The sequence below is a fragment of the Alcaligenes sp. SMD-FA genome, assembly GCF_025960365.1.
Taxonomy (GTDB): domain Bacteria; phylum Pseudomonadota; class Gammaproteobacteria; order Burkholderiales; family Burkholderiaceae_B; genus Alcaligenes; species Alcaligenes aquatilis.
Genome location: NZ_CP110108.1, coordinates 2650610 through 2674887 on the forward strand (window position 1 = coordinate 2650610; position 24278 = coordinate 2674887).

Consider the following 24278-nt stretch of genomic DNA (forward strand, 5'->3'; position numbering starts at 1 on the left):
GCTGAACAAAGACTATCTGCTCATCACTCTCTACACCCGATAATCCGCTTTAATCCAGTGTCAAAACGGTAGACCCCGTCGTGCGACGACCCGCCAAAGCCTCATGCGCCTGGGCAACCTGATCCAGTGCAAAGCGTTGGCCAATCAGCGGCTTGATCTTGCCTTGCAAAACCAGCTCGAACATCTCATCTGCCGCGGCCTGCATGGTTTCCTGCGTCGGCACATAAGCCCCCAGCACAGGACGAGTCACATACAAGGAACCCTTGGCGGCCAGAGTCGCCAGATTCACACCGGTTACCGGGCCGGAGGCATTGCCAAAGCTGACCATCAAGCCACGCGGTTGCAAGCAATCCAGCGAACGCTCCCAGGTGTCTTTACCCACACCGTCATAAACGACCGGCACTTTTTGGCCATTGGTCAGTTCCAGTACACGCTGCACCACATCTTCATAGGAGTAATCAATCACTTCCCAAGCACCATTCGCTTTCGCCAGTGCTGCTTTTTCGGGGCCGGAAACCGTACCAATCAATTTCACACCCAAGGCACGCGCCCATTGGCAGGCATACAAACCCACGCCACCGGCAGCGGCATGGAACAGAATCGTCTGGCCTTCATGCACACGATAAGTCTGGCGCAGCAAGTACCAGCAAGTCAGACCTTTCAGCATCATGGCTGCGGCCTGTTCAAAAGAGACGGCATCGGGAATACGCACGACACGGTCGGCAGGTACATTACGTGCTTGGGCATACGCCCCCAGGGGACTTTGACCGTAAGCGACGCGATCACCCACTTTCAGGTGCGTGACACCCGAACCGACTGCTTCCACAATGCCAGACGCCTCAAACCCCAAACCATGGGGCAAGGGATGGCTGTAGAGGCCATTACGGAAATAAATATCGATAAAGTTCAAACCCACCGCCTTTTGCCGTATGGTGACTTCTTGTTCCTGCGGAGCAGGTAACTCTACCGAAGCCCACTGCAATACCTCCGGGCCTCCATTACGTTCAATCCGTATCGCCTTAACCATCTGCGTCATTGTTTTACTCCTTTGATGAGGGGGCCCGTTGCAATGTCTTAGAATAATGCCTTACACGTATTGCCTGCCCGACCCCGCTGCCCTATCGCTGGCTGATCTAAAGCACCAGAATAGCGTAAATTTCACTCTTTTTTCTCGGATCGCTTTCCATGACGCATGGACGTGCTCTGGCAGCCATTCATGTGGCCGCCGTTCTGTTCGGACTGACCGGTATTTTTGGTGAACTCATCCAGGTCGGCGCCATGCTGATCACCGCTGGCCGGGCCAGCTTTGCGGTCCTGGCCTTGTTTATCAGTATCCGCTCTCAAGGACGCGGTTTGGGGCAAGGCATGAAAGCCGCGGACTTTCGTACCCTTCTTATGGCTTCCATCATGCTGGCCATTCACTGGGCCACTTTTTTTGTGGCCGTCAAAGTAGGCGGCGTGGCCATTGCCACCTTGGGGTTTGCCAGCTTCCCGGCCTTCATTACCCTGTGCGAATGGGCCGTATTGCGAGAGCGCGTCACGGTATCGGAATGGATCATTCTGGCTTTGGTCACCGTCGGTTTGTTGCTGGTTACCCCCTCTTTCGACTTTCAGGATCAATCGACTATCGGCTTGGCCTGGGCCATTGCCTCCGGCTTTACCTTTGCCATGTTCACCCTGATCAACCGCCGCGCTGCCAAACATTTGTCGGCACAGCAAGTGGCCTGGTGGGAGAACCTGTTTGTCGCCCTGATGTGCTGGCCTTTTGCCATACCGCTGCTGGGCGATAGCACATTATTAGACTGGTTCTGGATTGCCCTGCTGGGAGTGTTTTGCACAGCGCTGTCGCACTACCTGCTGGTCTCTGCACTCAGCGTTCTGAATGCGCGCAGCGCCGGGATTGTGATCGCCCTGGAGCCCGTCTACGCCATTGCCTTTGCGGCACTGCTCTTCGCTCAGTACCCCAGCAGCCGTGCGCTGCTGGGCGGTGCGATCATGATTGGCGCCATCACTTGGGCAGGCCTGCGCCCACCCAAGTCCAACTAAGGATTTAGGCCATCGCTTCCAAAGTCTGGGCGATGGCCATTCTTGCCTTTTCCCTACTTATTGGCCCGATGGCGCAATACCAATCGGGCCAGAACATCAAATAGCTGGGCTCACCTAAGCCTTCATCCAGCACCCTCACTGAGAAAGAGCCCCCCCCCCAAAGAGCGCCCTTTTCTGTCGATACTCAAAAGCGCTATGACTCAATTGAGCCACCTCAAAATGACAACCAATTTCCACACTGGAAATCAGTTACCATTATAATGAACTGTACAGCAATGACTGACGCTCTATCTTTCTCAACGCACAAGCACCTCGGAAGGTAACCATGGTAAAAAAATCACCTGGGATAAAACCTAAAATTCATGCGATTGCTGGCGGCCTTGCCGGGATCGTAATCTTCAGTTTTCTGCTTTCCACGACGCTGGTCGAGATTCTTGGCAGCCAGCAAGAAATCGCTTTCGTAAAACGTATGATCGTTTTTCCAGGGCTATTCATATTGGTTCCGCTGCTTGCCCTCACAGGCGGGCTAGGGAAAGCGATGGCAGGCTCCGCCTCGCATCCCACACTGGCAATCAAAATCAAGCGTATGAAAATCATTGCCGCGTTCGGTATCGTGATTTTGATACCCAGTGCATTGGCGCTATCCAAGCTAGCAGCATCAGGCTCCTTCGGGCCAATGTTCACCCTCATCCAAACCATAGAAATTTTGGCTGGCGTCACAAACCTAAGCCTCATCATCTTGAATGCTAAAGATGGTGCCGCTCTGTCAAAGCCGGGGTACTGAGACTGCTCAGCAGGAAATATCAAACGCCACAACATTTGAAACCGGTACTATGGGATGCCACTCAACTTACGGCGGCAACCGGTATCCACGAAAGGAGCTTAACGATTAGCAACTACTCTGATAGCAGTCAAAAGCAATCATTGACGGAAATCATTCTCGCCATTTTCCGCTTGAAAACTGCACTACTTGAAAATGGGAATGAGCTGGTGCGGACTATCGTGACAGATAGCACCAACTGGCAAGTCTTGGGCGCTCTCGCACTCGCCAACCACGCCATGACCGCTCCCATGGTGGCTGAAAGTATGGGGATGACGCGCCAGGGAGCACAAAAGCGCTTGAACAAGCTCGCTGAAGACGGATTGGTGAAACCACATTCCAATCCTCGCCACGATCGCTCGCCAATTTGGGAACTCACTGATACCGGGCAGGAAGCCTATCAACAGATCATGAGCCGCTATGATGTCTGGCTCCAATCCCTACTTCCACAATTTCAATCCGCAAGCGCTGACTTAGTTACGACTCGTCAGGTGCTGACAGAGCTGGAAAAAGCACTCAATCACACTGATATCAAAAACGACGTCCTACCCAACATTGATGGTGGGCACCCGATATCCAAAACCAACACACCGTAGCGCACGTCATCGCCACAGCGGCCTTGTGATGTTCCGTGGTCGCTAGCTTTGAGCACTACTTCATGCAATCACTACAAGTACAAACCAACTTGGGCAGGCCTGCGCCCACCCAAGTCCAGCTAAGGGTTTAGGCCATCGCTTCCAAAGTCTGGGCGATGGCAGCACCGACTTCTGAGGTGCTCGCCTGGCCGCCCAGATCGGGCGTACGCGGACCATTAGCCAACACCTGCTCAATGGCTTGCACTACTTCGGCCGCTGCCTGTGGGTAGCCCAGAAAATCCATCATCAAGGCACCACTCCAGATTTGACCGACTGGGTTGGCAATACCCTTGCCGTAGATATCCGGTGCCGAGCCATGCACGGGCTCGAACAAGGATGGAAACACACGTTCAGGGTTCAGGTTGGCCGACGGCGCAATACCGATGGTGCCGGTACATGCCGGCCCCAGATCGGACAAGATATCGCCAAACAGGTTGGAAGCCACCACCACATCGAACCAGTCCGGGTGCTGCACAAAGTGAGCACATAGAATGTCGATGTGATACTTGTCCCACTTCACATCCGGGTATTGCTCGCCCATGGCGGCCACGCGGGAATCCCACCAAGGCATGGAAATCGAAATACCGTTGGATTTGGTCGCGGCGGTGACGTGCTTGCCTCGTTTTTTAGCCAGTTCAAAAGCGAACTTCAAGACACGGTCTGTACCGGTGCGGGTAAAGACGCTTTCCTGAATGACCACTTCACGCTGCGTGCCTTCAAACAAGATGCCGCCGCTATTGGAGTACTCGCCCTCGGTATTCTCGCGCACGATAAAGAAATCAATATCACCAGGTTCACGACCTGCCAGCGGCGAACGCACACCAGGCATCAAACGCACGGGACGCAAGTTGATGTACTGATCAAATTCACGACGGAATTTAAACAAGGACTCCCACAGAGAAACATGGTCAGGCACCAGATCAGGCCAGCCCATGGCACCAAAGAAAATGGCCTCGGTATCCATCAACTGGACTTTCCAATCTGACGGCATCATGGTGCCGTGCTTCTGGTAGTAGTCCGAGCTCCAGTCCAGCACTTTCCAATCAAAATGGATGGCGTGACGACGAGCAGCCACTTCCAAAATACGCAGCCCTTCAGGCATGACTTCCTTGCCGATCCCGTCTCCCGCGATCACGGCAATGCGATGAACTTTACTCATTCCTCTATCCTTGTGGTTTTAGCTGGCCGCAATGGCCTTATTTTGAAAAAGCACTGCTTCGTTCACGAAACAGCAGGCAGCCTGTCAGCTTCCACCGTGCTGGCAGACTGGCCCTCAATTTGAAAACGCTTAATAACCCTGACTATGATCCACTCGTCCGGCCGCTGGTTTACCTTGCTGCAAAAGCTCGATACGTGAGCCAATTTGCTCCAGCGCCAGCTCTCGCACGGTGATGCCCGAAATATGCGGCGTAACCATCACAGAAGGAATGCCCCAATACGGATGATCCGCAGGCAGCGGCTCCTGGGTGAAGGCATCCAGCAAAGCGCCTGACAGATGACCGCTTTTGAGCGCGTCCAGCACATCCGCATCGACCAAATGTCCACCACGAGCCACGTTGATCAAAAAACCACCGGGCTGCAAATTGGACAACAGGTCGCGGTTGATCAGCCCTTCCGTTTGCGGCGTCAGTGGCAAAGCGTTGACCAGGATACGGCTGGCAGAGACGCACACTTTCAGGCCCTCTTCACCCGCATAGCAAGGGAAGTCCGCTTCATGCAGACGACGCGACCAGCCACGCACGGGATAGCCCAGGCTGGCGATGACCTTGGCAATCTTGCTGCCAATTGCGCCCAGCCCCAAGACGGCTACCGGCCACTGCCGACGATCAATCGGGCGATAGGCTTTCCACTTGCCCTCGCGCGCCTGCTCTTCGTAGGGCTGAAAACGACCCACGGCACGCAGTACACCATACAAGGCATATTCGGCCATTTGCTCGGCCATGCCCGCGTCCTCCAGACGGTACAAAGGCATCTCGGCTGGGATACGGCCTGCCACCGCATCCACGCCCGCCCCCAGATTGAAAGTGGCGCGCAGCGTAGGTTCCTGCTTGAACAAGGCCGTATCCGGTTGCCACACCACGGCGTAGGTCGCCCCGGTGCTGGGCTGACCCGCTACGAACTCGTCAACTTTCCAATCAGGGTAGGCCTTGCGGAATTCGTCCGCCCAACGTGTGGTTTCTGATGGCCGTGCGGTGGCAATAATTAAATGCGGCAGTTGCAAGGGCATTAACGTTTTCCTCCAAATAAAGAGCCCAATACCCCACGCAGCACTTTAGTGGCAGCCCGTTTGGTCTCGGTTCTAATCATGCTTTGCACCAAACCGTCTTTCTTGCCACCGCGCGGCCCTGTTGATCCAAATAGAAAGTCATTGACCACGCCCATCAAGCCATCGTCCTTGTTTGCTGGCGCGCCGACCTGTGTGGCGCCTGCTGCACCATTGGCGGCGGCGTCCGCTGTTTTCTTGGCCAGCACCTCGTAGGCGGATTCGCGGTCAATAGCCTGGTCATATTTCAAGCCGAACAAGGAGGCTTGTCGAACCGCCTGTCGCTCGGCATCAGTGGCCGGGCCAATCCGGCTACCTGGAGCCACTAGCCAGGCACGCTCGGTAGGCGTGGGAATGCCCTTGGCATCCAGCATGGACACCAAAGCCTCCCCCACCCCCAGCTCGGTAATCGCCGCTTCAATATCCAAACCGGGATTAGGGCGCATCGTTTGCGCTGCTGTCTTGACAGCCTTCTGATCACGCGGCGTAAAGGCGCGCAAAGCGTGCTGAACCCGATTACCCAACTGGCCCAGAACGGTATCAGGAATATCCAGCGGGTTTTGTGTCACGAAATAAATACCCACGCCTTTGGAGCGGATCAGACGCACGACCTGCTCGACTTTTTCCAGCAAAGCCTTGGGGGCACCTGTAAACAATAAGTGGGCTTCGTCAAAAAAGAAAACCAGACGCGGTTTGTCCAGATCGCCCACTTCCGGCAGGCGCTCGTACAGATCAGCCAGCATCCACAACAGAAATACCGCGTACAAACGAGGCGATTGCATCAGCTTGTCAGCGGCCAGCACATTGATCATGCCGCGCCCGGCAGAGTCGGTACGAATCCAATCCATCACATCCAGGGCGGGTTCCCCAAAGAAGCGATCCGCCCCTTGGGTTTCCAGGCGCAGCAAGGCGCGTTGAATGGCCCCTACACTCGCGGCAGCAATATTGCCGTACTGATTACGCAGCTCGGCAGCACGATCCGATATGTCTTGCAGCAAGGCACGCAAATCCTTCAAGTCCAGAATCAGTTGTCCCTCATCATCAGCCACCCGGAACAGAATGTTCAATATTCCTTCCTGGGTGTCATTGAGCTCCAGAATCTGGGCCAACAGCAAAGGCCCCATGTCGGAGATGGTGGCCCGCACTGGATGGCCCTGCTCGCCAAAAATGTCCCAGAAAGCAACCGGATTGGCGCCCCAGGCCGGTTCAGGCAGCCCCAGCTTTTGCAGACGCTCCTGCAATTTGGGATTGGGCTGGGCAGCCTGAGAAATTCCGCTCAAGTCTCCCTTGGCATCGGCCAGAAAAACCGGGGTTCCCTGCCGGGAAAAAGCCTCGGCCAGTACTTGCAAGGTGACAGTTTTGCCTGTCCCTGTCGCCCCCGTAATACAACCATGCCGGTTGGCCAGAGCAGGCAACAGGTAAATGGGAGTATTGCTGTTTTGAGCAAGCAAAATTGGATCGGCCATGATTGTTTGTTCTCTTCCGGATAGAATGCCAAGTGCCTAGATTCTAGCGACTTTCGCCCAAGCTCGGGCCTTGTCGCACAGACAGGTTAAAATAGATCTGTTTTTCTTTGAACGTAGTCTACTGAATTGGTAATACTTTATGGCCGGACATAGTAAATGGGCGAATATTCAGCACCGTAAAGGTCGTCAGGACGCAAAACGGGGCAAACTTTGGACCAAGATCATTCGTGAGGTCACCGTGGCCGCGCGTGCCGGCGGCCCTGACCCCGAGTCCAACCCACGTTTGCGCATGGCCTGGGACAAGGCAACTGCGGCCAATATGCCCAAAGACAACATTCTGCGCGCCATCCAGCGCGGCGCAGGCGGGGCAGACGACGCCAACTACGAAGAAATTCGCTACGAAGGCTATGGCATTAACGGTGCTGCCGTGATTGTGGACTGCATGACTGACAACCGTCAGCGCACGGTCTCGGATGTGCGTCACGCCTTTACCAAAAATGGCGGCAATCTGGGTCTGGACGGCTCGGTCGTGTTTCAATTTCGCCACTGCGGTCAGTTTCTGTTCGCCCCAGGCACCTCGGAAGACACGATTATGGAGATCGGCCTGGAGGCCGGTGCCGACGACATCGTGACGGATGAAGAAGGCCTGATCGAAGTGCTATGCGCTCCCACGGACTACCCGGCTGTGCAAGCAGCGTTCCAGGCAGCCGGTCTGACCCCCGAAGTAGAGGGTGTCGTCATGAAAGCCCTGAACGAGACCGAACTGAGCGGCGATGATGCCGTCAAAATGCAAAAACTTCTGGACGCACTGGAAGGCCTGGACGATGTCCAAGAGGTCTACACCACCGCTGTCATGGACGAAGCCGAATAACCTGATTCCTGAAAACTCCTCTTTGCGGGCCCTGCCCGACTCATCACTATGAAGCTACTTGTTGTCGGCAGCGGCGGCCGTGAACACGCCTTGGCATGGCGCCTGGCCCAATCTGCACGCGTACAGACTGTCTACGTTGCCCCGGGCAATGGCGGTACCGCACGTGCCGAACGTATTGAAAACCTGGCGATCACCGATATCCAGGAACTGATTGCCTTTGTGAAGCAAGAAAAAATTGCCTTCACCGTCGTTGGCCCGGAAGCGCCTCTGGCCGCTGGCATTGTGGACGCCTTCCGTGCGGCCGGCCTGAAAATCTTTGGTCCCACCCAGGCTGCTGCGCAGCTCGAAAGCTCCAAGGACTACGCCAAGGCTTTCATGGTGCGCCACAACATTCCAACAGCCGCCTACGCAACCTTTACCGACCCGGACGCCGCCAAGGATTACATCCGCCAGCAAGGCGCACCCATTGTGGTCAAGGCCGACGGCCTGGCCGCTGGCAAGGGTGTGATCGTGGCTACCACGCTGGAAGAAGCACTGAGCGCCATTGACGATATTCTGGGCGATGGCCGCTTTGGTGCTGCCGGTGCCCGCGTGGTCGTGGAAGAGTGCCTGACCGGCGAGGAAGCCAGCTTCATCGTGATGTGCGACGGCAAGCATGTACTGCCGATGGCCACCAGTCAGGATCACAAACGTCTGAAAGACGGCGATCAAGGCCCGAACACGGGTGGCATGGGCGCTTACTCCCCTGCCCCTATCGTCAGTCCTACGCTGCACAACCGCATCATGCGCGAAGTCATTCACCCCACCATGCAAGGCATGGCCAAGGAAGGCTTGCCCTACTCCGGTTTTCTGTACGCTGGCGTGATGATTGACGATGGTCCGGACGCAACCCGTCCGATCAAAGTGCTGGAATTCAACTGCCGCATGGGCGACCCTGAAACCCAGCCCATCATGATGCGCATCAAAAGCGATCTGACCGAAACCTTCGAGCTGGCTCTGGCTGGCAAGCTGGACGAGGCCACTATCGAATGGGATCGTCGTACCGCGATTGGCGTAGTACTGGCTGCGGCCAACTACCCCGAAGAGCCTCGTACCGGTGATGCCATCACCCAGTTTGCGAAAGACACCGACGAGTGCATCACCTTCCATGCGGGCACTCAAATGAAAGACGGTACCGTCGTCACCTCTGGTGGTCGCGTACTGTGCGTGACCGCCATGGCCGACTCCATCCGTCGCGCTCAGGAAGCCGCTTACGAGGCCATTTCCCAAACGCATTTCGACGGCAAGCAATTTCGCACCGATATTGGCTGGCGCGCCCTGCCCAGCAACGAATCCTGATTGTCGCAGCAAGGTCTTTTCATGTCTTTACCCATTGATACCGTCCAGGCTTATTTCCGTCAGTTGCAAAGCCACATCGTGGACACTCTGGAGCAACTGGATGGTACGCCTTTCGAGTCGGACCAGTGGGATCGTCCAGAAGGCGGTGGCGGTCTGTCCCGCCTGCTGGAGAACGGCCCCGTGTTCGAGCGGGCTGCCGTTTTGTTCAGCCATGTCAAAGGCCACACCCTGCCTCCTTCGGCCAGCGCCCACCGCCCTGAATTGGCCGGACGCCCCTGGGAGGCCATGGGTGTTTCGCTGGTGATACACCCGCGTAATCCCTTTGTGCCCACCACGCACATGAACGTGCGCATGTTTGTGGCCCAGGCCCAGACAGCGGATCAAGACGATGTATTCTGGTTTGGCGGCGGTCTGGACTTGACGCCCTACTACCTGCACGAAGACGATGCCCGCCATTTCCATCAGGTGTGCCACGATGCCCTGGCACCGCACGGTACGGATTACTACCCGCGCTACAAGCGCTGGTGCGACGAATATTTTTATCTCAAGCACCGCAACGAAACCCGTGGTATTGGCGGCATTTTCTACGACGATTTGAACGAGTCCGGCTTTGAAGCCAGCTTTGCCCTGACCCGCTCCGTGGGCAACTCCTTTACCGATGCCTACGTGCCCATCGTGCGTGCCCGCATGGATCAGGAGTACACCCAGGAAAATCGGGACTTCCAGGCCATTCGTCGTGGCCGCTATGTCGAATTCAATCTGGTCTTTGACCGCGGCACCCTGTTTGGTCTGCAATCGGGGGGGCGTACGGAATCCATCCTGCTGTCCATGCCTCCCCAGGCAAACTGGCGCTACAACTGGTCGCCCGAACCTGGCACACCGGAAGCGGCGTTGGCGCAATACCTGGTGCCTCGCGAATGGATTTAAAGCGAGTCGGGCTCTTGGGTGGCAGTTTCGACCCCATCCATAAAGCCCATATAGCACTGGCTCTTGCTGCATTCGAGCAATTGCAGCTGGATCAGGTTCAACTGCTGCCCGCTGCCCAGCCCTGGCAACGCGACGCCCTGGGTGCCAGCACCCAGGACCGTCTGGCCATGGCCGAGCTGGCCACCCAAAGCCACCACGGGCTGCAAGTGAACCCCGTAGAGATCGAACGCGGCGGCCCCACCTACACCATAGACACGGTGCGCAGCTTGCCTGCCGGGTCGCGGTACTACTGGATTTTAGGCAGCGACCAACTGCATAATTTCTGCAGCTGGAACGACTGGCAGGAAATTCTTGAATACGTCGAGCTGGCGGTGGCCCAGCGCCCCGGCAGTCCTGTGGAAACGCCCGCAGCCTTGCAACAGGAGCTGAGTCGACTTCAGCGCCGTTTACATCAGATCGACTTTCTGCCCATGGACATCTCGGCCACCCAAATTCGGGAGCGAGTGCAGCGCGGTGACAACATCACCGCCCTGGTCCCGGAAGAAGTCGCTCAATACATTGACAAAAAACGGCTCTATCTTTCCCACCCACAGGTGCGCCCTGTATAGTTCTTTTTATGAATATAGAAACACTTCAACGACTCGTCATCGATGCCCTCGAAGACGTCAAAGCTCAAGACATCAAGGTCTTTAGCACTACCCACATGACCGGCCTGTTCGATCGTGTGGTCATCGCCAGTGGTACGTCCAACCGGCAAACCCGCGCTCTGGCCCAGAACGTGTTTGATAAAGCACGTCAAAACAAAGTCGACGTTCTGGCCCATGAAGGCGAGGACACCGGCGAATGGGTATTGCTGGATTTGGGTGACATTGTGGTGCATTGCATGCAGCCCGCCATCCGCCAGTATTACAACCTGGAAGAACTTTGGGGCGAGCGCCCTGTCGAAGTGGAACTGCTGCCGCAATCGCGCCAGGTTCCACCCACTGGCTTTTTCGCCAGCGCCGACGAAGACGAAGACTAAGCTCTTTCTCCTGCCCGTCGGCAACACCCAGGCCGCAGCTTATGATGCGGCCTTTTTTTTACCGCCGGGCCACCCCAAGGCTCGGCACCCCCGGTAAAAAACGCCCCCTCGAGGATGAGCCCGGACACACAGAAGCCCATTGGGAACGGCTGTGTATCAGGCAAATCCGAGCGGCATACAGGCCGCGAGGGGGAGCGCAAGCCGAAGGCGCAACGTGGGGGCTTTTTTTCTTGTACGACATTTCATGAAACTCATTGTCATTGCCGTCGGTCAGCGTATGCCCGACTGGGTAGAACAAGGCTGGCAGGAATATGCTCGCCGACTGCCCCAGGACTGCGCCATAGAACTGCGTGAAATCAAGGCTGAGCCCCGTACCAGCGGCAAAACACCTGCCCAGATGATGCAGGCTGAAGCCAAACGTATTGAAGCAGCCATCCCCGCCCAGGCAATGCGTATTGCTCTGGACGAACGCGGCAAGGACCTGACCACCGTCAAGCTAGCCCAGGAACTGGAACGTTGGCGCAGCAGTGGTCAGGATATTGCGATTCTGGTCGGAGGCCCGGACGGGCTGGACGCAACCTTGAAGCAAAGTTGCCACGGCATGCTGCGCCTGTCCTCCCTGACGCTGCCCCACCCTCTGGTACGCATTTTTCTGGCCGAACAACTGTATCGCGCCTGGTCCGTCATGACCGGGCATCCTTATCACCGCGCCTGAATCTTCTTGAGCTCTGATTTTCTATGCCTTTTCAGCCCATCTACTTGGCCTCTGCCAGCCCGCGCCGCCACGACCTGCTCAACAGCATCCAGATTACTCATGAAGTCCTGAATGTACCCAGCCCTCCAGGCGAGGATGAACCCCGTCTGGAACAAGAGGCCGTGCTGGACTATGTTCGGCGTACCGCCCGCGACAAACTGCTGCGCGCGCTGGAATGGCGTGTACAGAACAGCAGCCTGGATCAGGAACGCGCTATTTTAAGTGCCGACACCACGGTCTGCATGGGCGAAGACATTTTTGGCAAACCTGCGGATCTGGACGACGCCGCACGTATCTTGCGCGAGCTCTCGGGCCGCCGTCACAAAGTGATGACAGCCTTGTCCCTGGGCGTAGGTGGAGTGGAATTTGAAAGCATCAGCATTAGCGAAGTCAGCTTCAAAACCCTGAACGAACAAGAAATTGCAGAATACTGTGCCAGCGGTGAACCTATGGGCAAAGCCGGAGCCTATGGCATTCAAGGTCTGGGTGGCGCATTCATCAGCCATTTGAGTGGCAGCTATACCGGCGTGATGGGTTTGCCTGTACACGAAACCTATCGCTTACTGGAATTGGCTAACCTGAAAATCCGCGCCCCCGGTTGAACCAGAGAAACGACCGAATCAGAACAGGCATGGGGAACTATCCAGGCAAGGCCCAGTCCCATCCTTTTATTCCATTTTGATCTTAGTATATATTTTCTTGGTATATACACTCACCGACTGTTTTGCAGGAATAACTACCATGTCGCTTTCTTCTTTTTCGATTCGTTTTGCCCTGGCCGGTTTGCTATGTGCAAGCACGGCCGCGCAAGCCGCCGACCGTCCCGCTGCACTGAAAGCCCTGGAAGAACAAGGGCTGTCTATTGTGGGCGAGTTTGATGCCCCCGGTGGCCTGAAAGCCTGGGGTGCCTATAGCGGAAATCGGGCTCTGGCTATCTACAACTTGCCCGATGGGCAGCATATCATGGTCGGCACCATGATCGATGCCAAAGGCGAAGAGGTACGTCCTGCAGGCCTGGACGAGCTGGTGCAACCGGCTATCGCCAAAGACATGCTGGGCAAGCTGGAAAAGTCCCGCTGGATCAAAGATGGCGACGATAAGGCCTCACGCGTGGTCTACGTCTTTACCGACCCCAACTGCCCTTACTGCATGCAGTTCTGGCAAATGGCCCGCCCCTGGGTTGAGTCCGGCAAGGTGCAACTGCGTCACATCATGGTGGGCATACTGGCTCCCAGCAGCAGTCTGAAATCGGCCGCCATCCTGGCCGCCAAAGACCCAACCAAGGCCTTGAACGAGCACTCCCTGGCCATGCTGAAAGACCGCAGCGCCGGTGTGAAAGGACTAGACAGCATACCCAGCGACATCGAGGCCGACCTGACCCGCAATGAAGATCTGATGATGGGCTGGGACTTGCGTGCCACCCCCGCCATGGTCTGGCAAGATGAGCAGGGCCGCATTCAAATGCAGACCGGCGCTTCGCCCGACATTGCCGAACGCGTTTTTGGCCCACGCTAATATCAAGCAGGACGTTTATTCATGAGTACTCGTGTTCTTTTGCATGCTCCTACTGTCGATGCCCTGGAGCGTGCCCGCAGCAATGCGCGCAACTTGCTCAAGGACATCGCGGATGCTCAGATTCGTATCATCGCCAATGCCCAGGCCGTTAAAGCCTGCGTAGAAGGCGCTGAACACGATTGCGACACCTACACCTACCTGTGTCCCAATACACTGCGCAATCAGGGCCTCAATGCACCAGAACGCTTCCAGACGCTGGAGCACGGGGCTATCACCGCGCTGGTGAAACTGCAGGCAGACAACTGGATTTACATTCGGGCCTGAGCAGATGTAGGCCTGGGACAACAGACCATACAGGCCGGTCATTATTTTACCTAAGCCTGTTCAAACCTTGATACGATAGCTAGGCTCGCGACAAGCGGGCCTGTTTTTACCCCGTATCACAAGGAAATCTGTTATGCCCACCCTCGCCCGTTCTGCTCTGCGCCCCTTCCTGCTACTGGCTGCTTTATGTGCTTTAGGAACCAGTCAGGCACTGGCGCAGCAAACCACGGTGGGTGTCGGTGTGGGTTTCGCCCCAAAATACGAAGGGGCCGACAGTTACAGTGGCCGTTTCTACCCTCTGCTGTCGCACCGTAACGGCCACTTTTTCCTGGCCCCAAAAGCAGGCATGCCTGCCATCGGCCTGCAAACCAATCTGACAGACAACTGGACTATCGGCACCTACGCCGCCCTGGCCCGCGCACGTAAATCCGGTGATGCCGACCGCCTGTACGGTACGGACGATATTGATCGTCACGGCAATCTGGGTGTATTTACTGCTTACCGACTAGGCAATGCCAAGATCGAAGGCAGTTACTACCAGGCACTGAAAAGCGGCTACGGCGCCACTGCCGTTCTAGATCTGAGTTACCGTCTCTGGAACGATCAGGACAGCAGCTTCTCGCTGGGTGCGGAATTGAAATGGTCCAACGAAAAAGCCATGCGCACCTACTTTGGCGTGAAATCGCATGAAGCTGCTGGCAGCAATGGCCAACTGCGCACGTACCGCCCTGACGCTGGTTTGCGCTCTTATGCCTTGTACGGCCAGTACACCCACAAGATCAGCGAAAGCTGGTCCCTGCAAGGTCTGCTCGGTGTGAACACTTTGGGTGAAGAAGCCAAGGACAGTCCGTTAGTCGAAAAGAAAAGCAGTGTCTTTGGTGGCGTAGGCTTGGGCTACAGCTTCTAATTCCCTATCAGGGTCTGCCAACCCGCTTGACCGTCAAGCCGTTGTGTTCCAGGCGTGCCTGCACAACGGCTCGATGATCACCCTGAATCTCCAGCGTTCCCTCTTTTAACGTCCCACCCGCCCCACACGCACTCTTCAGTTCTTTGACCAACGCCTTGAGCTGCTCTTCAGGCATCACCAGACCTGTTACCACGGTCACTCCCTTTCCTTTGCGTCCCTTGGTTTCCAGACTCAAGCGCACTGGCCCCTGAACCTGAGACAAGGCTTGTTCGCGCTTGTTTTCTTCGCAACGACACTGGTTCTGAGGCTGTCCGCAATCCGGACACACGCGTCCTTGTTCTGTGCTGTATACCAGCCTGGATAGCTGGTCCGATAAACTGGCCATGAGCTGGCTTCCTTCCAATTACTGAATCAAGACAAGCCTTCGGCTTGCGCTCCACTTCGCGGCCTGTATGCCGCTCGGATTCGCCTGGCACACAACACTCCGCAATGGACTGCTGTGTGTCCCGGCTCATCCCCAAGGGAGATTTCTGACCAGGGGCGCCCAACCTTGGGGCGGCCCGGCGGTAAAAAAAAGCCCACCGAAATTCGGTGGGCTTTACGCTGGACAAAGCCCAGATAAATTACATCATGCCCATCAGGACCAGACCCAGCAATTGCTCGGAGGTAAAGCGCTGGCCGTTGATATCGAACACGCGATCCTGACCATCGTACTTGATAACGGTAGAGATATCGTTTTCGTCATTCTTGATCATATTGGACTTGGCGTAAGGCGCCACAGCAGCATCCAGCATCATGTCCAGCATGGCAGCGTTACCTTCCTCAGGCGTCAGGCCTTCGGCCTTGTCCATATCGGTAGCCAGACCACGCAGCATGGGCTTGGAGATCGAGACATCCAACTGAGCAGCAGGAATCGCTTCAACCCACAGCTCTGGGCTTTCTTTCAACTGTTGCAGCGTTGCATCAGGCTTTTGGAAGTCCACGCGCAAAGTGGCTTTGGACTCGCCAGCGGCAGTGTACCAACGCAGCGGCTCAATACGCAGCACAGGTTTTTGCTCCAGCGCTTGCAGAACCAGTTCCATTATCTTCTGAGCAGTTGGGCCATCCACCGAATCCATATCGTTTTGCAAATTGGAGTCGGAAATCAGCTTGGAGAGCGCAGAAATAGCAGGTGCATAGACGCGATCAAAGTTCATGGACAACTCAATCGAACCCAGATTGACCTTGTCCTCAAACACCAGATCACTGACCGTGTAGATGACCTTGGTATCGCTGATGGAGTCTTTGGTGACAGCGTCCGAGTTGACAGCGATTTGCTTGAAAGTGATGCCATCGGTCTCGGCGGTTTGCATCTTCACGTTATCCACGCTTAGCTTGCCAACCTGGGTGCCGTTTACATTGATGTCGCCATCTTGCTTGAAATCCACCACAAAGTTGGAGGCTTCCAGCTTCAATGGATCTTCGCTGATGTCATCGACGAACAGCTTGGGGAAGCTGCCAGTCACAACAATATCTTTGCTCTTGCCACCGGCTTTGGTGCGCAACTGGCCACCACTGAAATCCACACTGATTTCATTGCCTTGGTGCTTGATGGCTTCAAAGTGCACGTTGGTGTCCACGGCACCGTCAAAACCAACCAGGCTGTCTGCCCACAAAGGGGTCTTGTCACCAGTCAGCTTGTACCAGCCTTCCGTGTCCTTGGTCTTGACCAGGGTGCTGCGCGACAAGGCGGCAACAGGAGTGAAGTTACCCAGAGCCATTGCCGACATAGGAAGCGGACCATGGCTGATCTTGTCATCAAAAGTCAGCTCCAGAGGCGCATCTTCAGCATCAGAAGGCTTGATAGTGATGGTGTAACGAGCGGTAGAGGAAAATACGCCACGCTGGTAATCCAGCACATTCATGACGACTGACTCGCTCAAGCCCATTTGCTGCATCTGCTCGGCAGCCAGGGTATTGAACTGGGCCACTTTCTCACTGACCAGCGCTTCAGTTTTCTTACCGGTATACCAAGTCGAACCGCCGTATGCAGCCGCTAACACGACAACCAGTGTGACTAGCCCTGTACTTTTTTTCATGACTTCCCTTTTGTTGATCTACAGTCCCAACTTTAAACAGCCGACATAATACCGAAACTAAGTTTGACTGAAGATGGTTTATTCCCCGTAATTGTAACTATTCACGTGCGTAATGCGAGCGACATCTTGTTCGCCCAGTCCCAAACGATGAGCCACACGGTAACTTTGCTGGGCTGCATGGGCCACGGGCATACTGGTATGACTGGCACTGGCCAACTCTGCCACCGTGTTCAAGTCCTTCAACATGGTGTCGACCGACGCTTTTACTTGATTGTCGCGCTGCGTCATGCGCGGCACGAACAATTGCAGCAGCACCGAATCGGCCCAACCACCCCCCAGAGCCTCACTGATTTTAGAAGCATCCACACCATTATCATTGGCCAGGCTCAAGGCCTCGGCGATGGCGGTCAAGGTGGTGGCCACAATGGTCTGATTGCATAATTTTGTTACTTGGCCAGCCCCGACCGCCCCCATCAAGGTGATGCGCTGCGAATACGCCGCCAGTGCGGGGCGCACGCGCTCTAGCTGTGCCGCTTGTCCACCCACCATGATGGCCAAGGTGCCTTGTTCAGCCCCACCGACACCACCCGATACAGGGGCATCCAGCCAGTCAGCCCCGCAACGCTGCTGCAATTGGGCAGCCATCTCGCGCGTCGCCCGAGGTGAAATCGAGGAGTGGTCTACCACAATCTGCAAGGTTCCCTGCACAGTGGCCAGGCCCTGCTCACCCAGGACGGTATCGTGCACTGCTTGGGCATCGAACACGCACAGGAATACGGCTTCACACTGCTGGGCCATTTGCGCTGGAGTATCACACCAGCTTGCTCCTGCTTCCAATAGTGCAAGTGCCTTGTCTTTGGAGCGATTCCAGATACTGACCTGATAACCCGCCCCCAACAGGCGGCGCACCATCGGTTGACCCATACGACCCAATCCACAAAAACCAATCTTCATGTTTTGTCCTTTACGCCCCCAGGCCGCCACATCAACGGCAATGAGGCAAGAAAAACCCGCCTATCAGGCGGGTGGATTCCGGCCAGCCCAGCTTCGGGCGGCCTTCACGCTTGGCGTCAGGCCGCATCAGGCTGACGGTCAGGAGCGGCTTCTTGAAACGCGGATAGTTCCAGACATTTTTCTTCCACCGCCAACAGGCGAGGAAAAGCAGTCAGGTCAATCTCAAAGCGACGCGCATTGAACATCTGGGGAATCAGGCAAATTTCAGCCATACCGGGCATATCACCAAAGATGAAGGCGTGACCTTTTTTGCCATGGCGTTGCACCAAGGCCTCCAGACCCTCCAGTCCTACGCTGACCCAATGGCGATACCACTGATTGCGCGCATCTTCTTGGGCATGCAACTCGTTCTTCAAGTACTGCAGCACACGCAGATTATTCAATGGATGAATATCACAGGCCACGGTTTGAGCCATGGACCGCGCCCAGGCCCGCTCTGCTGAGGTTTTAGGCAAGAACGGCAGTTCAGGATAGCGCTCGTCCAAATATTCCAAAATAGCCAGGGATTGCGTGATGATCAAACCATCATCGTCCAAGGCAGGCAACAACTGGACAGGGTTGATTTGCACATAATCTGGCTGATGCTGCTGACCGCCATCTTTAAGCAGATGCACAGGCTTGATCTGGTAATCCAGTCCCTTGAGGTTCAGACCAATCCGCACCCGGTAAGCGGCGGAACTGCGAAAGTAGCTATATAGAATCATCTTGTCTCCTGTCCACCCTGCAAAATTCGTTTTTTTATTTGTTCAGGTTTTCAATCTTGCGCGACAGCTCTCGGGGCAGCGGGAAGGCAATGTTTTCCTCCACCCCATCCAGGGCTCGTACACGACCCACGCCTAGTTCCTGCAAGCGCTGAATCACCTGATTGACCAGAACCTCCGGTGCCGATGCGCCGGCCGTCACACCCACGCGCTTTTTACCCACCAGCCAGGCCGGATCAATCATTTCCGGTTTATCCAACAGATAGGCTTCAGCGCCTTTGCGTTCAGCCACTTCGCGCAAACGATTCGAGTTCGAGCTATTGGTACTGCCCACCACCAGAACCAGGTCGCACTGAGGGGCCATGATCTTGACCGCATCCTGACGGTTCTGGGTGGCGTAACAGATATCGCTTTTCTTGGGTTCCACGATATTGGGGAAGCGTTCACGCAAGGCCTGGGCCACAACCGCCGCATCGTCCACGGACAAGGTGGTTTGCGTCACAAAGGCCAACTTGTCGGGATCAGCCACTTTCAGATTGGCGACGTCCTCGGGCGTTTCCACCAGGTACATGCCGCCATCGGCCTGCCCCAAGGTGCCCTCAACTTCAGGGTGACCGACGTGACCAATCATGATGATTTCCCGGCCTTCGGCGCGCATGCGAGAGACCTCGATATGCACTTTGGTCACCAGCGGGCAGGTGGCGTCAAAGACTTTCAGGCCACGTTTTTCGGCATCGTCACGCACCTGACGCGAGACGCCGTGGGCCGAGAAAATCACGATCGCGCCCGAGGGAGCTTCGTCCAGCTCTTTAATAAAGATCGCCCCTTTGTTGCGCAGGTCTTCGACCACGTAACGGTTATGGACGATTTCATGACGCACATAGATTGGTGCGCCGTGCAATTCCAAGGCGCGTTCGACAATATCAATCGCGCGGTCGACCCCAGCACAGAATCCACGGGGCTGGGCCAGAACAACCTCAGCGTTCTGAACGGGAGTAACTTGACTCATTACAGAATCCCCAAAATATGAACATCCAGACGCAAGGCCACACCGGCCAAAGGATGGTTGAAATCGAACAAGGCCGTCTTGTCGTCGATTTCCTTGAGCACGCCCGAATAGCGGCTGCCATTCGGGGCGGCAAACTCCACCATGTCACCGGGTACGAACTCCACCCCTTCGGCGGCATTGCTGGCCAGCATTTCACGAGTGATGCGCTGCAAGAGGTCCGGGTTACGGGCACCGTAGGCATCCTCGGGGGTGATGTCGAGCTGAAAGCGCTCGTCCTCACGGTGACCCAGCAATTTTTCTTCCATACCGGGGGCCCACTGACCATTGCCCAGTTGCAAGGTCGCCGGACGACCCGTAAAGGTATCCGCGAACACAGAGCCTGCCGCCGGGCCACTGGCCAGCTCTATACGATAGTGCAAAGTCAGGTAGGAATCCTGACGGACAATTCCAAGCTCGGAACTAGCAGAGTTACTCACGATCGCTCACTATAGAAAATCATTCAATTACCGCATTTTAACGTTTCTTATGGCCACATCCACTTTACGCCGCCAAGGGCCCCGCGAGCGCATGCTGTCGCACGGCCCTGCATGCCTGAGCACCCCGGAACTGCTGGGTATTGTCCTGCGCACCGGTACACGCGGGCGCAATGCTGTCGAGCTCGGTCAGATGTTGCTGGAACATTTTAACGGACTCAAAGGATTATTATCGGCCGATGCGTCTGCCCTGCGTCAGCTGGACGGAATCGGGCCAGCCAAATGCGCGGAACTGTTGGTTATCCGGGAACTGCAACGCCGCTGTGCCCTGGAATCCCTGACCGGATTGCCAGTACTGAATCAGGCGGACAAGGTACGCGACTATTGCCTGGCCCATATTGGACATTTGCCCGTGGAGCACTGCCTGGCCCTGTTTCTGGACAATCAACTGCGCCTGATCTGCGCCGAGGAAATCAGCCGGGGCACCGTCAATCAGGCCTCGGTCTACCCACGGGAGATCTTGCGCGCTGCCCTGCGCCACCATAGCTGCGCCATTATTCTGGCGCACAATCACCCTTCTGGCGCTGCCTATCCCAGCTCGTCCGACATCAGGCTGACCCGGCACATACGTCAGGCACTGGCATTGGTAGATATACGTTTGTTGGACCATATTATTGTCACGCCCAGCCAGACTGTCTCCATGGCCGAACGCGGGGATCTGTAGCCGACCGGGTCCGGCGGAAACTGCCGGATTTTTGATACAGTTCCATGAGCTTCCCCGTAAAATCCTGAACACACTACAAGAGTACGGAGCGCCATGTCTGATCCCGCCGTGAAGTCCTTTGTTGGACGCGTACGTGACATTCTTCACGATCTATCCCCATCAGAGCGACGTCTGGCAGAATTTGCCCTGGATTTCCCAGGCGATCTGGCCGGCTACAGCGCGTCTGAGCTGGCATCTCTGGCCAATGTATCTAACGCCACGGTTACCCGCTTTATTCGGCGCCTGGGTTATAGCAATTACGAAGCGGCTCGCAAGCAAGTGCGCTCCGAAAAGAAAGCGGGCTCCCCCCTGCTGCTGGCCGCGACCGAGACAGAAGCCGAACGCTCGCTGGCCACACACCTGCAACAGAGCCAGAACAATCTGGCCTCCACCTACCGACGCATTCCCGACTCACTACTGCTAGAGATTGCCCAGGCCATTCTGGGCGCACGCAAAGTGTGGGTACTGGGGTTTCGATCCAGCCATGCTCTGGCCAATTACTTTCGCTGGCAGTTGCTGCAAATCGTCCCTGAAGCCCATCTGATTCCCGGCCCTGGCGAAACCATGGGGGAGCATCTGGCCGGCATACACGCCGACGATGTGGTGGTGATCTTTGCCCTGCGTCGCCGGGTGCGCAATATGGATCAGCTGATTAGGCAAATAGCTCAGCTGAACCCGAATGTGCTGCATATCACCGATCAACTCAGCGCCCAGAAAAGTGCCAGTCGCTGGACGTTGCGATGCGATGTCCAGTCGCCCGGTGTGCTGGACAACCACGTGGCGGTGATCGGCTTATGCCATTTGATTCTGAGTCAGATAATGGATCAGGCCGGCCCGGTCGGGCGTCGCCATTTGGGCATGGTGGAAGCTTTCCACGACAGTTTTCTGGAGCTGTAGACCGCTGAAACTGGCATCACAAACCCATCCACTGCTCATGCAGCCAAGAAGGTAAGTCAGTCCAGCACAAGTCAGGCTGCCAGAGGCTATCCCAAGAATCGAATAAGGATCATATGCAAAATGCGATGATCCTTTTTTTATTAAAACCCCTTTTTTATCAATGAATTAAAGAACAGAATAAAAAAACTGCAAAATCTTTCTCGTTAACCCTAGTTTTGAAAATATTTTTTCATATTAATAATGGCTGAAAAAATAATGTTATGGGCGGACGTGCCAAGCATGTCCTGAAACGAGGAGAAACCATGTCTAGCAAGCAGCAAACCTTGCCGGCCGACACCGAGCAGGCACAGGCCAGTTCTACGGCCAACAATCACACGGTTCAGCAGCAACTGGAAAACTCGCTGGAAACCATAGGCGTCACCAACTCACACCGCAAAGTGCTGGCCCTGATTTTGCTGGGCGTGCTGTTTGACGTGCTCGAGCAAAATGCCGTGGGCCTTGTAGGCCCGCTTCTACAGCAACACTGGGGGCTGACGCCTCGTGATGTCGGGTTTCTGAACACCTTGACCTTTGCCGCTGCGGCCCTGGGGCGCTTGCTATCTGGTTATATCGCCGACCACTATGGTCGCCGCGTCATGCTGACCATCAATCTGGCCCTGTTCACGCTGGGCGCGCTGATCTGCGCCCTGGCCCCCAGCTACTGGGTACTGGGCCTGGGTCGCATGATTGTGGGCTTTGGTCTGGGTGGCGAGATCTCGATTGCCGTCACTATGCTGGCCGAGTTCTGCTCCTCGCGCTTTCGCGGCACCGCCGTCGGTACGATCAACGTCGCGGGTGGCGGTCTGGGCAATATGCTGGCTCCGGCCTTCGGCTTGCTGGTCTTTACCCTCTTTCCCGGCCCCGAGAGCTGGCGCTGGGTGTTTGGCCTGCTGGTCATGCCCGCCTTCATGGTGCTGTTCTACCGTCGTTATATTCCTGAAACACCTCGCTTTCTGGTGTCGCAAGGCCGTATCGACGAGGCCAATCAGGTTTTGAATATTCTGGCCTCGGGCAAGCTGGGCCGACACGTTGCCAACCCCTACCCTTATCTGCACAGCGGCCCACAAGCGCAAAAAGCAGAGCGCGTACGCTTGAGCGAGATTTTCGAAGGCCCGCTGGCCATGCGCACGCTGGTCACCGGTATTGCCGTGTGCATGACCTACGGCGCGCAACTGACGGTTCTGACCCTGATGCCGACTCTGCTGGTAGAGCAAGGCTACTCCCTGGTGAAAAGCTATACCTTCACCATCCTGATGCAGTCGGGCAGCTTGCTGGGTGCCTTGACCGCCTCTTACCTGGGCTCCCGCGTGCCTCGCAAACGCGTCTTCACCTACGGAGCTTTACTGGCCTGCGCCAGTGGTCTGGCCTTTGGCTTTCTAAGCTTCAATATCTACCTGGTGTTGCTGTTCGGTGCGGCCTTCCAGTTCTGCGTACTGTTGCTGAACACCACGATCTGGATTTTCTCTCCCGAGCTGTATCCCACCCGCGTCCGCGCCTTTGGTACCGCCTTCATTCTGGCGCTGGGCACCTTGGCGGGCGCATTTATCCCCACGCTTAGCGGCTGGGTGCTGGAAGGCTACGGTGTCGCCGGCATGTTCACCTTAATGGCGGGCATGTATGTCACCTTTGCCGCCGTCCTGCAGTTGGCGCCCGAAACCTTTGGCTGCCCCCTGGATACCTGATTCACTTGATAAGCCGCATTACAGCGGCTCCTGTATTTATGTCTCATACCGTACTGCTCATCAACCCCAATACTTCCCGCCCCACCACCGACATGATGGTTGCGCTTGCCCAGGCTTGCTTTCAGAGCCTGCAGCGCAGCGACATCCTGGTCCGGGGGCTGACCGCCCCCGAGGGACCGGGCATGTTGACCGAAATGGAGGAACTGGAGCAAGCCGCCGCCATCGCCAGGCACCCGCTGATACTGGCCCAGGCGCAAGGCTCGGACGGCATCATCATCGGTGCTTTTGGTGATCCCGGCCTGCAGGCCCTGACTGAGCACGTAAAGGTGCCAGTCATCGGCATAGGCCAGGCTTCCATGCTGCAGGCCACCCGAGCAGGCACCCCTTTTGGCATTGCCACCACGACGCCCGGCCTGGAGCAATCCATTCTGGACCAAGTACAGCGCTATGGCTGGAGCAACCAGTTCTCCGGCCTGCGCCTGACCCCTACCGCCCCGCTGGATCTGGCCCAGGCCCCTGAACGTCAGGATCAGGAGCTGGCCGACAGTGTCGTGGCATGTATCGAACAGGACGGTGCTCGCGCCGTCATCATCGGCGGCGGCCCGCTGGCTCAAAGCGCCCAAGCGCTGCAAAGCAGGCTGGCTGTGCCGGTGATCAACCCCATCATTGCTGCCTGCGAGCTTATGGCCGAGCGCCTGCCCCCAGATCAGCCATAACACGCTGTACCACACAAGG

Annotated in this window: 27 protein-coding genes; 17 read left to right on the forward strand and 10 right to left on the reverse strand. The window is 56.3% G+C overall.

Translation table 11 applies throughout. The features are described 5' to 3' along the window. Positions 1–49: 49 nt before the first annotated feature. Positions 50–1036, reverse strand: a complete 987-nt coding sequence (locus tag OKX01_RS12240; RefSeq protein ID WP_162496897.1) for a quinone oxidoreductase family protein — start codon at positions 1034–1036, stop codon at positions 50–52. Between the two features lie 149 nt (positions 1037–1185). Between OKX01_RS12240 and OKX01_RS12245 the strand changes: the two genes are divergently transcribed. The 3 genes from OKX01_RS12245 to OKX01_RS12255 all read left to right on the forward strand — a co-directional run bounded on the left by OKX01_RS12245 (position 1186) and on the right by OKX01_RS12255 (position 3462). Then, complete coding sequence (locus tag OKX01_RS12245; RefSeq protein WP_094197241.1) at positions 1186–2046, forward strand: DMT family transporter; 861 nt, start codon at positions 1186–1188, stop codon at positions 2044–2046. Positions 2047–2371: 325 nt separating this feature from the next. Continuing rightward, positions 2372–2830: a hypothetical protein gene (locus tag OKX01_RS12250; RefSeq protein WP_249459744.1), complete on the forward strand. Its 459-nt coding sequence runs from the start codon at positions 2372–2374 to the stop codon at positions 2828–2830. A 140-nt stretch (positions 2831–2970) separates the two neighbouring features. Continuing rightward, on the forward strand, positions 2971–3462 hold the full coding sequence (locus OKX01_RS12255) for a MarR family winged helix-turn-helix transcriptional regulator (protein WP_125276573.1): 492 nt from the start codon (positions 2971–2973) through the stop codon (positions 3460–3462). A 127-nt stretch (positions 3463–3589) separates the two neighbouring features. On the opposite strand, the gene OKX01_RS12260 is transcribed toward OKX01_RS12255, so the two are convergent. The 3 genes from OKX01_RS12260 to OKX01_RS12270 form a co-directional block, all read right to left on the reverse strand. Continuing rightward, the gene (locus tag OKX01_RS12260; protein WP_264671796.1) at positions 3590–4660 is read right to left on the reverse strand and encodes a tartrate dehydrogenase; all 1071 of its coding nucleotides are present in this window, start codon (positions 4658–4660) and stop codon (positions 3590–3592) included. A 129-nt stretch (positions 4661–4789) separates the two neighbouring features. Next, entirely contained in the window at positions 4790–5728 is a 939-nt protein-coding gene (locus OKX01_RS12265; RefSeq protein WP_264671797.1) for a 2-hydroxyacid dehydrogenase, read from the reverse strand. Then, complete coding sequence (locus OKX01_RS12270; protein ID WP_108727719.1) at positions 5728–7230, reverse strand: helicase HerA-like domain-containing protein; 1503 nt, start codon at positions 7228–7230, stop codon at positions 5728–5730. The genes OKX01_RS12265 and OKX01_RS12270 overlap by 1 nt, the downstream gene beginning before the upstream one ends. Before the next feature lie 139 nt (positions 7231–7369). On the opposite strand from OKX01_RS12270, the gene OKX01_RS12275 reads away from it, so the two are divergent. The 10 genes from OKX01_RS12275 (at position 7370) to OKX01_RS12320 (ending at position 14887) form a co-directional block, all read left to right on the forward strand. Continuing rightward, positions 7370–8101, forward strand: a complete 732-nt coding sequence (locus tag OKX01_RS12275) for a YebC/PmpR family DNA-binding transcriptional regulator (RefSeq protein ID WP_026483044.1) — start codon at positions 7370–7372, stop codon at positions 8099–8101. 48 nt (positions 8102–8149) lie between these two features. Continuing rightward, on the forward strand, positions 8150–9439 hold the full coding sequence (gene purD, locus OKX01_RS12280) for a phosphoribosylamine--glycine ligase (protein WP_094197245.1): 1290 nt from the start codon (positions 8150–8152) through the stop codon (positions 9437–9439). 21 nt (positions 9440–9460) lie between these two features. Then, complete coding sequence (gene hemF, locus OKX01_RS12285; RefSeq protein WP_264671798.1) at positions 9461–10366, forward strand: oxygen-dependent coproporphyrinogen oxidase; 906 nt, start codon at positions 9461–9463, stop codon at positions 10364–10366. Further along, entirely contained in the window at positions 10357–10974 is a 618-nt protein-coding gene (gene nadD / locus OKX01_RS12290; RefSeq protein WP_108727721.1) for a nicotinate (nicotinamide) nucleotide adenylyltransferase, read from the forward strand. Before hemF ends, nadD begins: the two co-directional genes overlap by 10 nt. 8 nt (positions 10975–10982) lie before the next feature. Further along, on the forward strand, positions 10983–11387 hold the full coding sequence (gene rsfS, locus OKX01_RS12295) for a ribosome silencing factor (RefSeq protein WP_094197247.1): 405 nt from the start codon (positions 10983–10985) through the stop codon (positions 11385–11387). 244 nt (positions 11388–11631) lie between these two features. Further along, entirely contained in the window at positions 11632–12102 is a 471-nt protein-coding gene (rlmH, locus tag OKX01_RS12300; protein WP_094197248.1) for a 23S rRNA (pseudouridine(1915)-N(3))-methyltransferase RlmH, read from the forward strand. A gap of 23 nt (positions 12103–12125) precedes the next feature. After that, complete coding sequence (locus tag OKX01_RS12305; protein WP_264671799.1) at positions 12126–12743, forward strand: Maf family protein; 618 nt, start codon at positions 12126–12128, stop codon at positions 12741–12743. 139 nt (positions 12744–12882) lie between these two features. After that, positions 12883–13656: a thiol:disulfide interchange protein DsbG gene (dsbG, locus tag OKX01_RS12310; RefSeq protein ID WP_264671800.1), complete on the forward strand. Its 774-nt coding sequence runs from the start codon at positions 12883–12885 to the stop codon at positions 13654–13656. Between the two features lie 21 nt (positions 13657–13677). After that, positions 13678–13980 (forward strand): hypothetical protein, encoded by a 303-nt coding sequence (locus OKX01_RS12315; protein ID WP_264671801.1) that lies wholly within the window; start codon positions 13678–13680, stop codon positions 13978–13980. A 133-nt stretch (positions 13981–14113) separates the two neighbouring features. Beyond that, on the forward strand, positions 14114–14887 hold the full coding sequence (locus OKX01_RS12320) for a MipA/OmpV family protein (RefSeq protein WP_108727726.1): 774 nt from the start codon (positions 14114–14116) through the stop codon (positions 14885–14887). A 7-nt stretch (positions 14888–14894) separates the two neighbouring features. Here the strand turns inward: OKX01_RS12320 and OKX01_RS12325 are convergent, their stop codons facing one another. The 6 genes from OKX01_RS12325 to OKX01_RS12350 all read right to left on the reverse strand — a co-directional run bounded on the left by OKX01_RS12325 (position 14895) and on the right by OKX01_RS12350 (position 20165). Further along, positions 14895–15272, reverse strand: a complete 378-nt coding sequence (locus OKX01_RS12325) for a translation initiation factor (protein WP_094197253.1) — start codon at positions 15270–15272, stop codon at positions 14895–14897. A 238-nt stretch (positions 15273–15510) separates the two neighbouring features. After that, positions 15511–16965 carry a YdgA family protein gene (locus OKX01_RS12330; protein WP_094197254.1) on the reverse strand — a complete coding sequence of 485 codons (1455 nt, stop codon included), beginning with the start codon at positions 16963–16965 and terminating at the stop codon, positions 15511–15513. Between the two features lie 78 nt (positions 16966–17043). Continuing rightward, entirely contained in the window at positions 17044–17949 is a 906-nt protein-coding gene (locus OKX01_RS12335) for an NAD(P)-dependent oxidoreductase (protein WP_264671802.1), read from the reverse strand. A gap of 86 nt (positions 17950–18035) precedes the next feature. Beyond that, positions 18036–18683 carry a maleylacetoacetate isomerase gene (maiA, locus tag OKX01_RS12340; protein WP_094197256.1) on the reverse strand — a complete coding sequence of 216 codons (648 nt, stop codon included), beginning with the start codon at positions 18681–18683 and terminating at the stop codon, positions 18036–18038. Positions 18684–18717: 34 nt separating this feature from the next. Then, positions 18718–19689, reverse strand: a complete 972-nt coding sequence (ispH, locus tag OKX01_RS12345; RefSeq protein ID WP_108727729.1) for a 4-hydroxy-3-methylbut-2-enyl diphosphate reductase — start codon at positions 19687–19689, stop codon at positions 18718–18720. Further along, positions 19689–20165 carry an FKBP-type peptidyl-prolyl cis-trans isomerase gene (locus OKX01_RS12350; RefSeq protein WP_223254057.1) on the reverse strand — a complete coding sequence of 159 codons (477 nt, stop codon included), beginning with the start codon at positions 20163–20165 and terminating at the stop codon, positions 19689–19691. Before OKX01_RS12350 ends, ispH begins: the two co-directional genes overlap by 1 nt. A gap of 49 nt (positions 20166–20214) precedes the next feature. On the opposite strand from OKX01_RS12350, the gene radC reads away from it, so the two are divergent. The 4 genes from radC to OKX01_RS12370 all read left to right on the forward strand — a co-directional run bounded on the left by radC (position 20215) and on the right by OKX01_RS12370 (position 24259). After that, positions 20215–20886, forward strand: coding sequence for a RadC family protein (radC, locus tag OKX01_RS12355; protein WP_230017730.1), 672 nt, complete (start codon positions 20215–20217; stop codon positions 20884–20886). A gap of 93 nt (positions 20887–20979) precedes the next feature. After that, positions 20980–21822 carry a MurR/RpiR family transcriptional regulator gene (locus OKX01_RS12360; RefSeq protein WP_264671803.1) on the forward strand — a complete coding sequence of 281 codons (843 nt, stop codon included), beginning with the start codon at positions 20980–20982 and terminating at the stop codon, positions 21820–21822. A 302-nt stretch (positions 21823–22124) separates the two neighbouring features. Further along, complete coding sequence (locus OKX01_RS12365) at positions 22125–23543, forward strand: MFS transporter (RefSeq protein ID WP_264671804.1); 1419 nt, start codon at positions 22125–22127, stop codon at positions 23541–23543. A 38-nt stretch (positions 23544–23581) separates the two neighbouring features. Continuing rightward, positions 23582–24259 carry an aspartate/glutamate racemase family protein gene (locus OKX01_RS12370; protein ID WP_108727732.1) on the forward strand — a complete coding sequence of 226 codons (678 nt, stop codon included), beginning with the start codon at positions 23582–23584 and terminating at the stop codon, positions 24257–24259. Positions 24260–24278 lie beyond the last annotated feature (19 nt).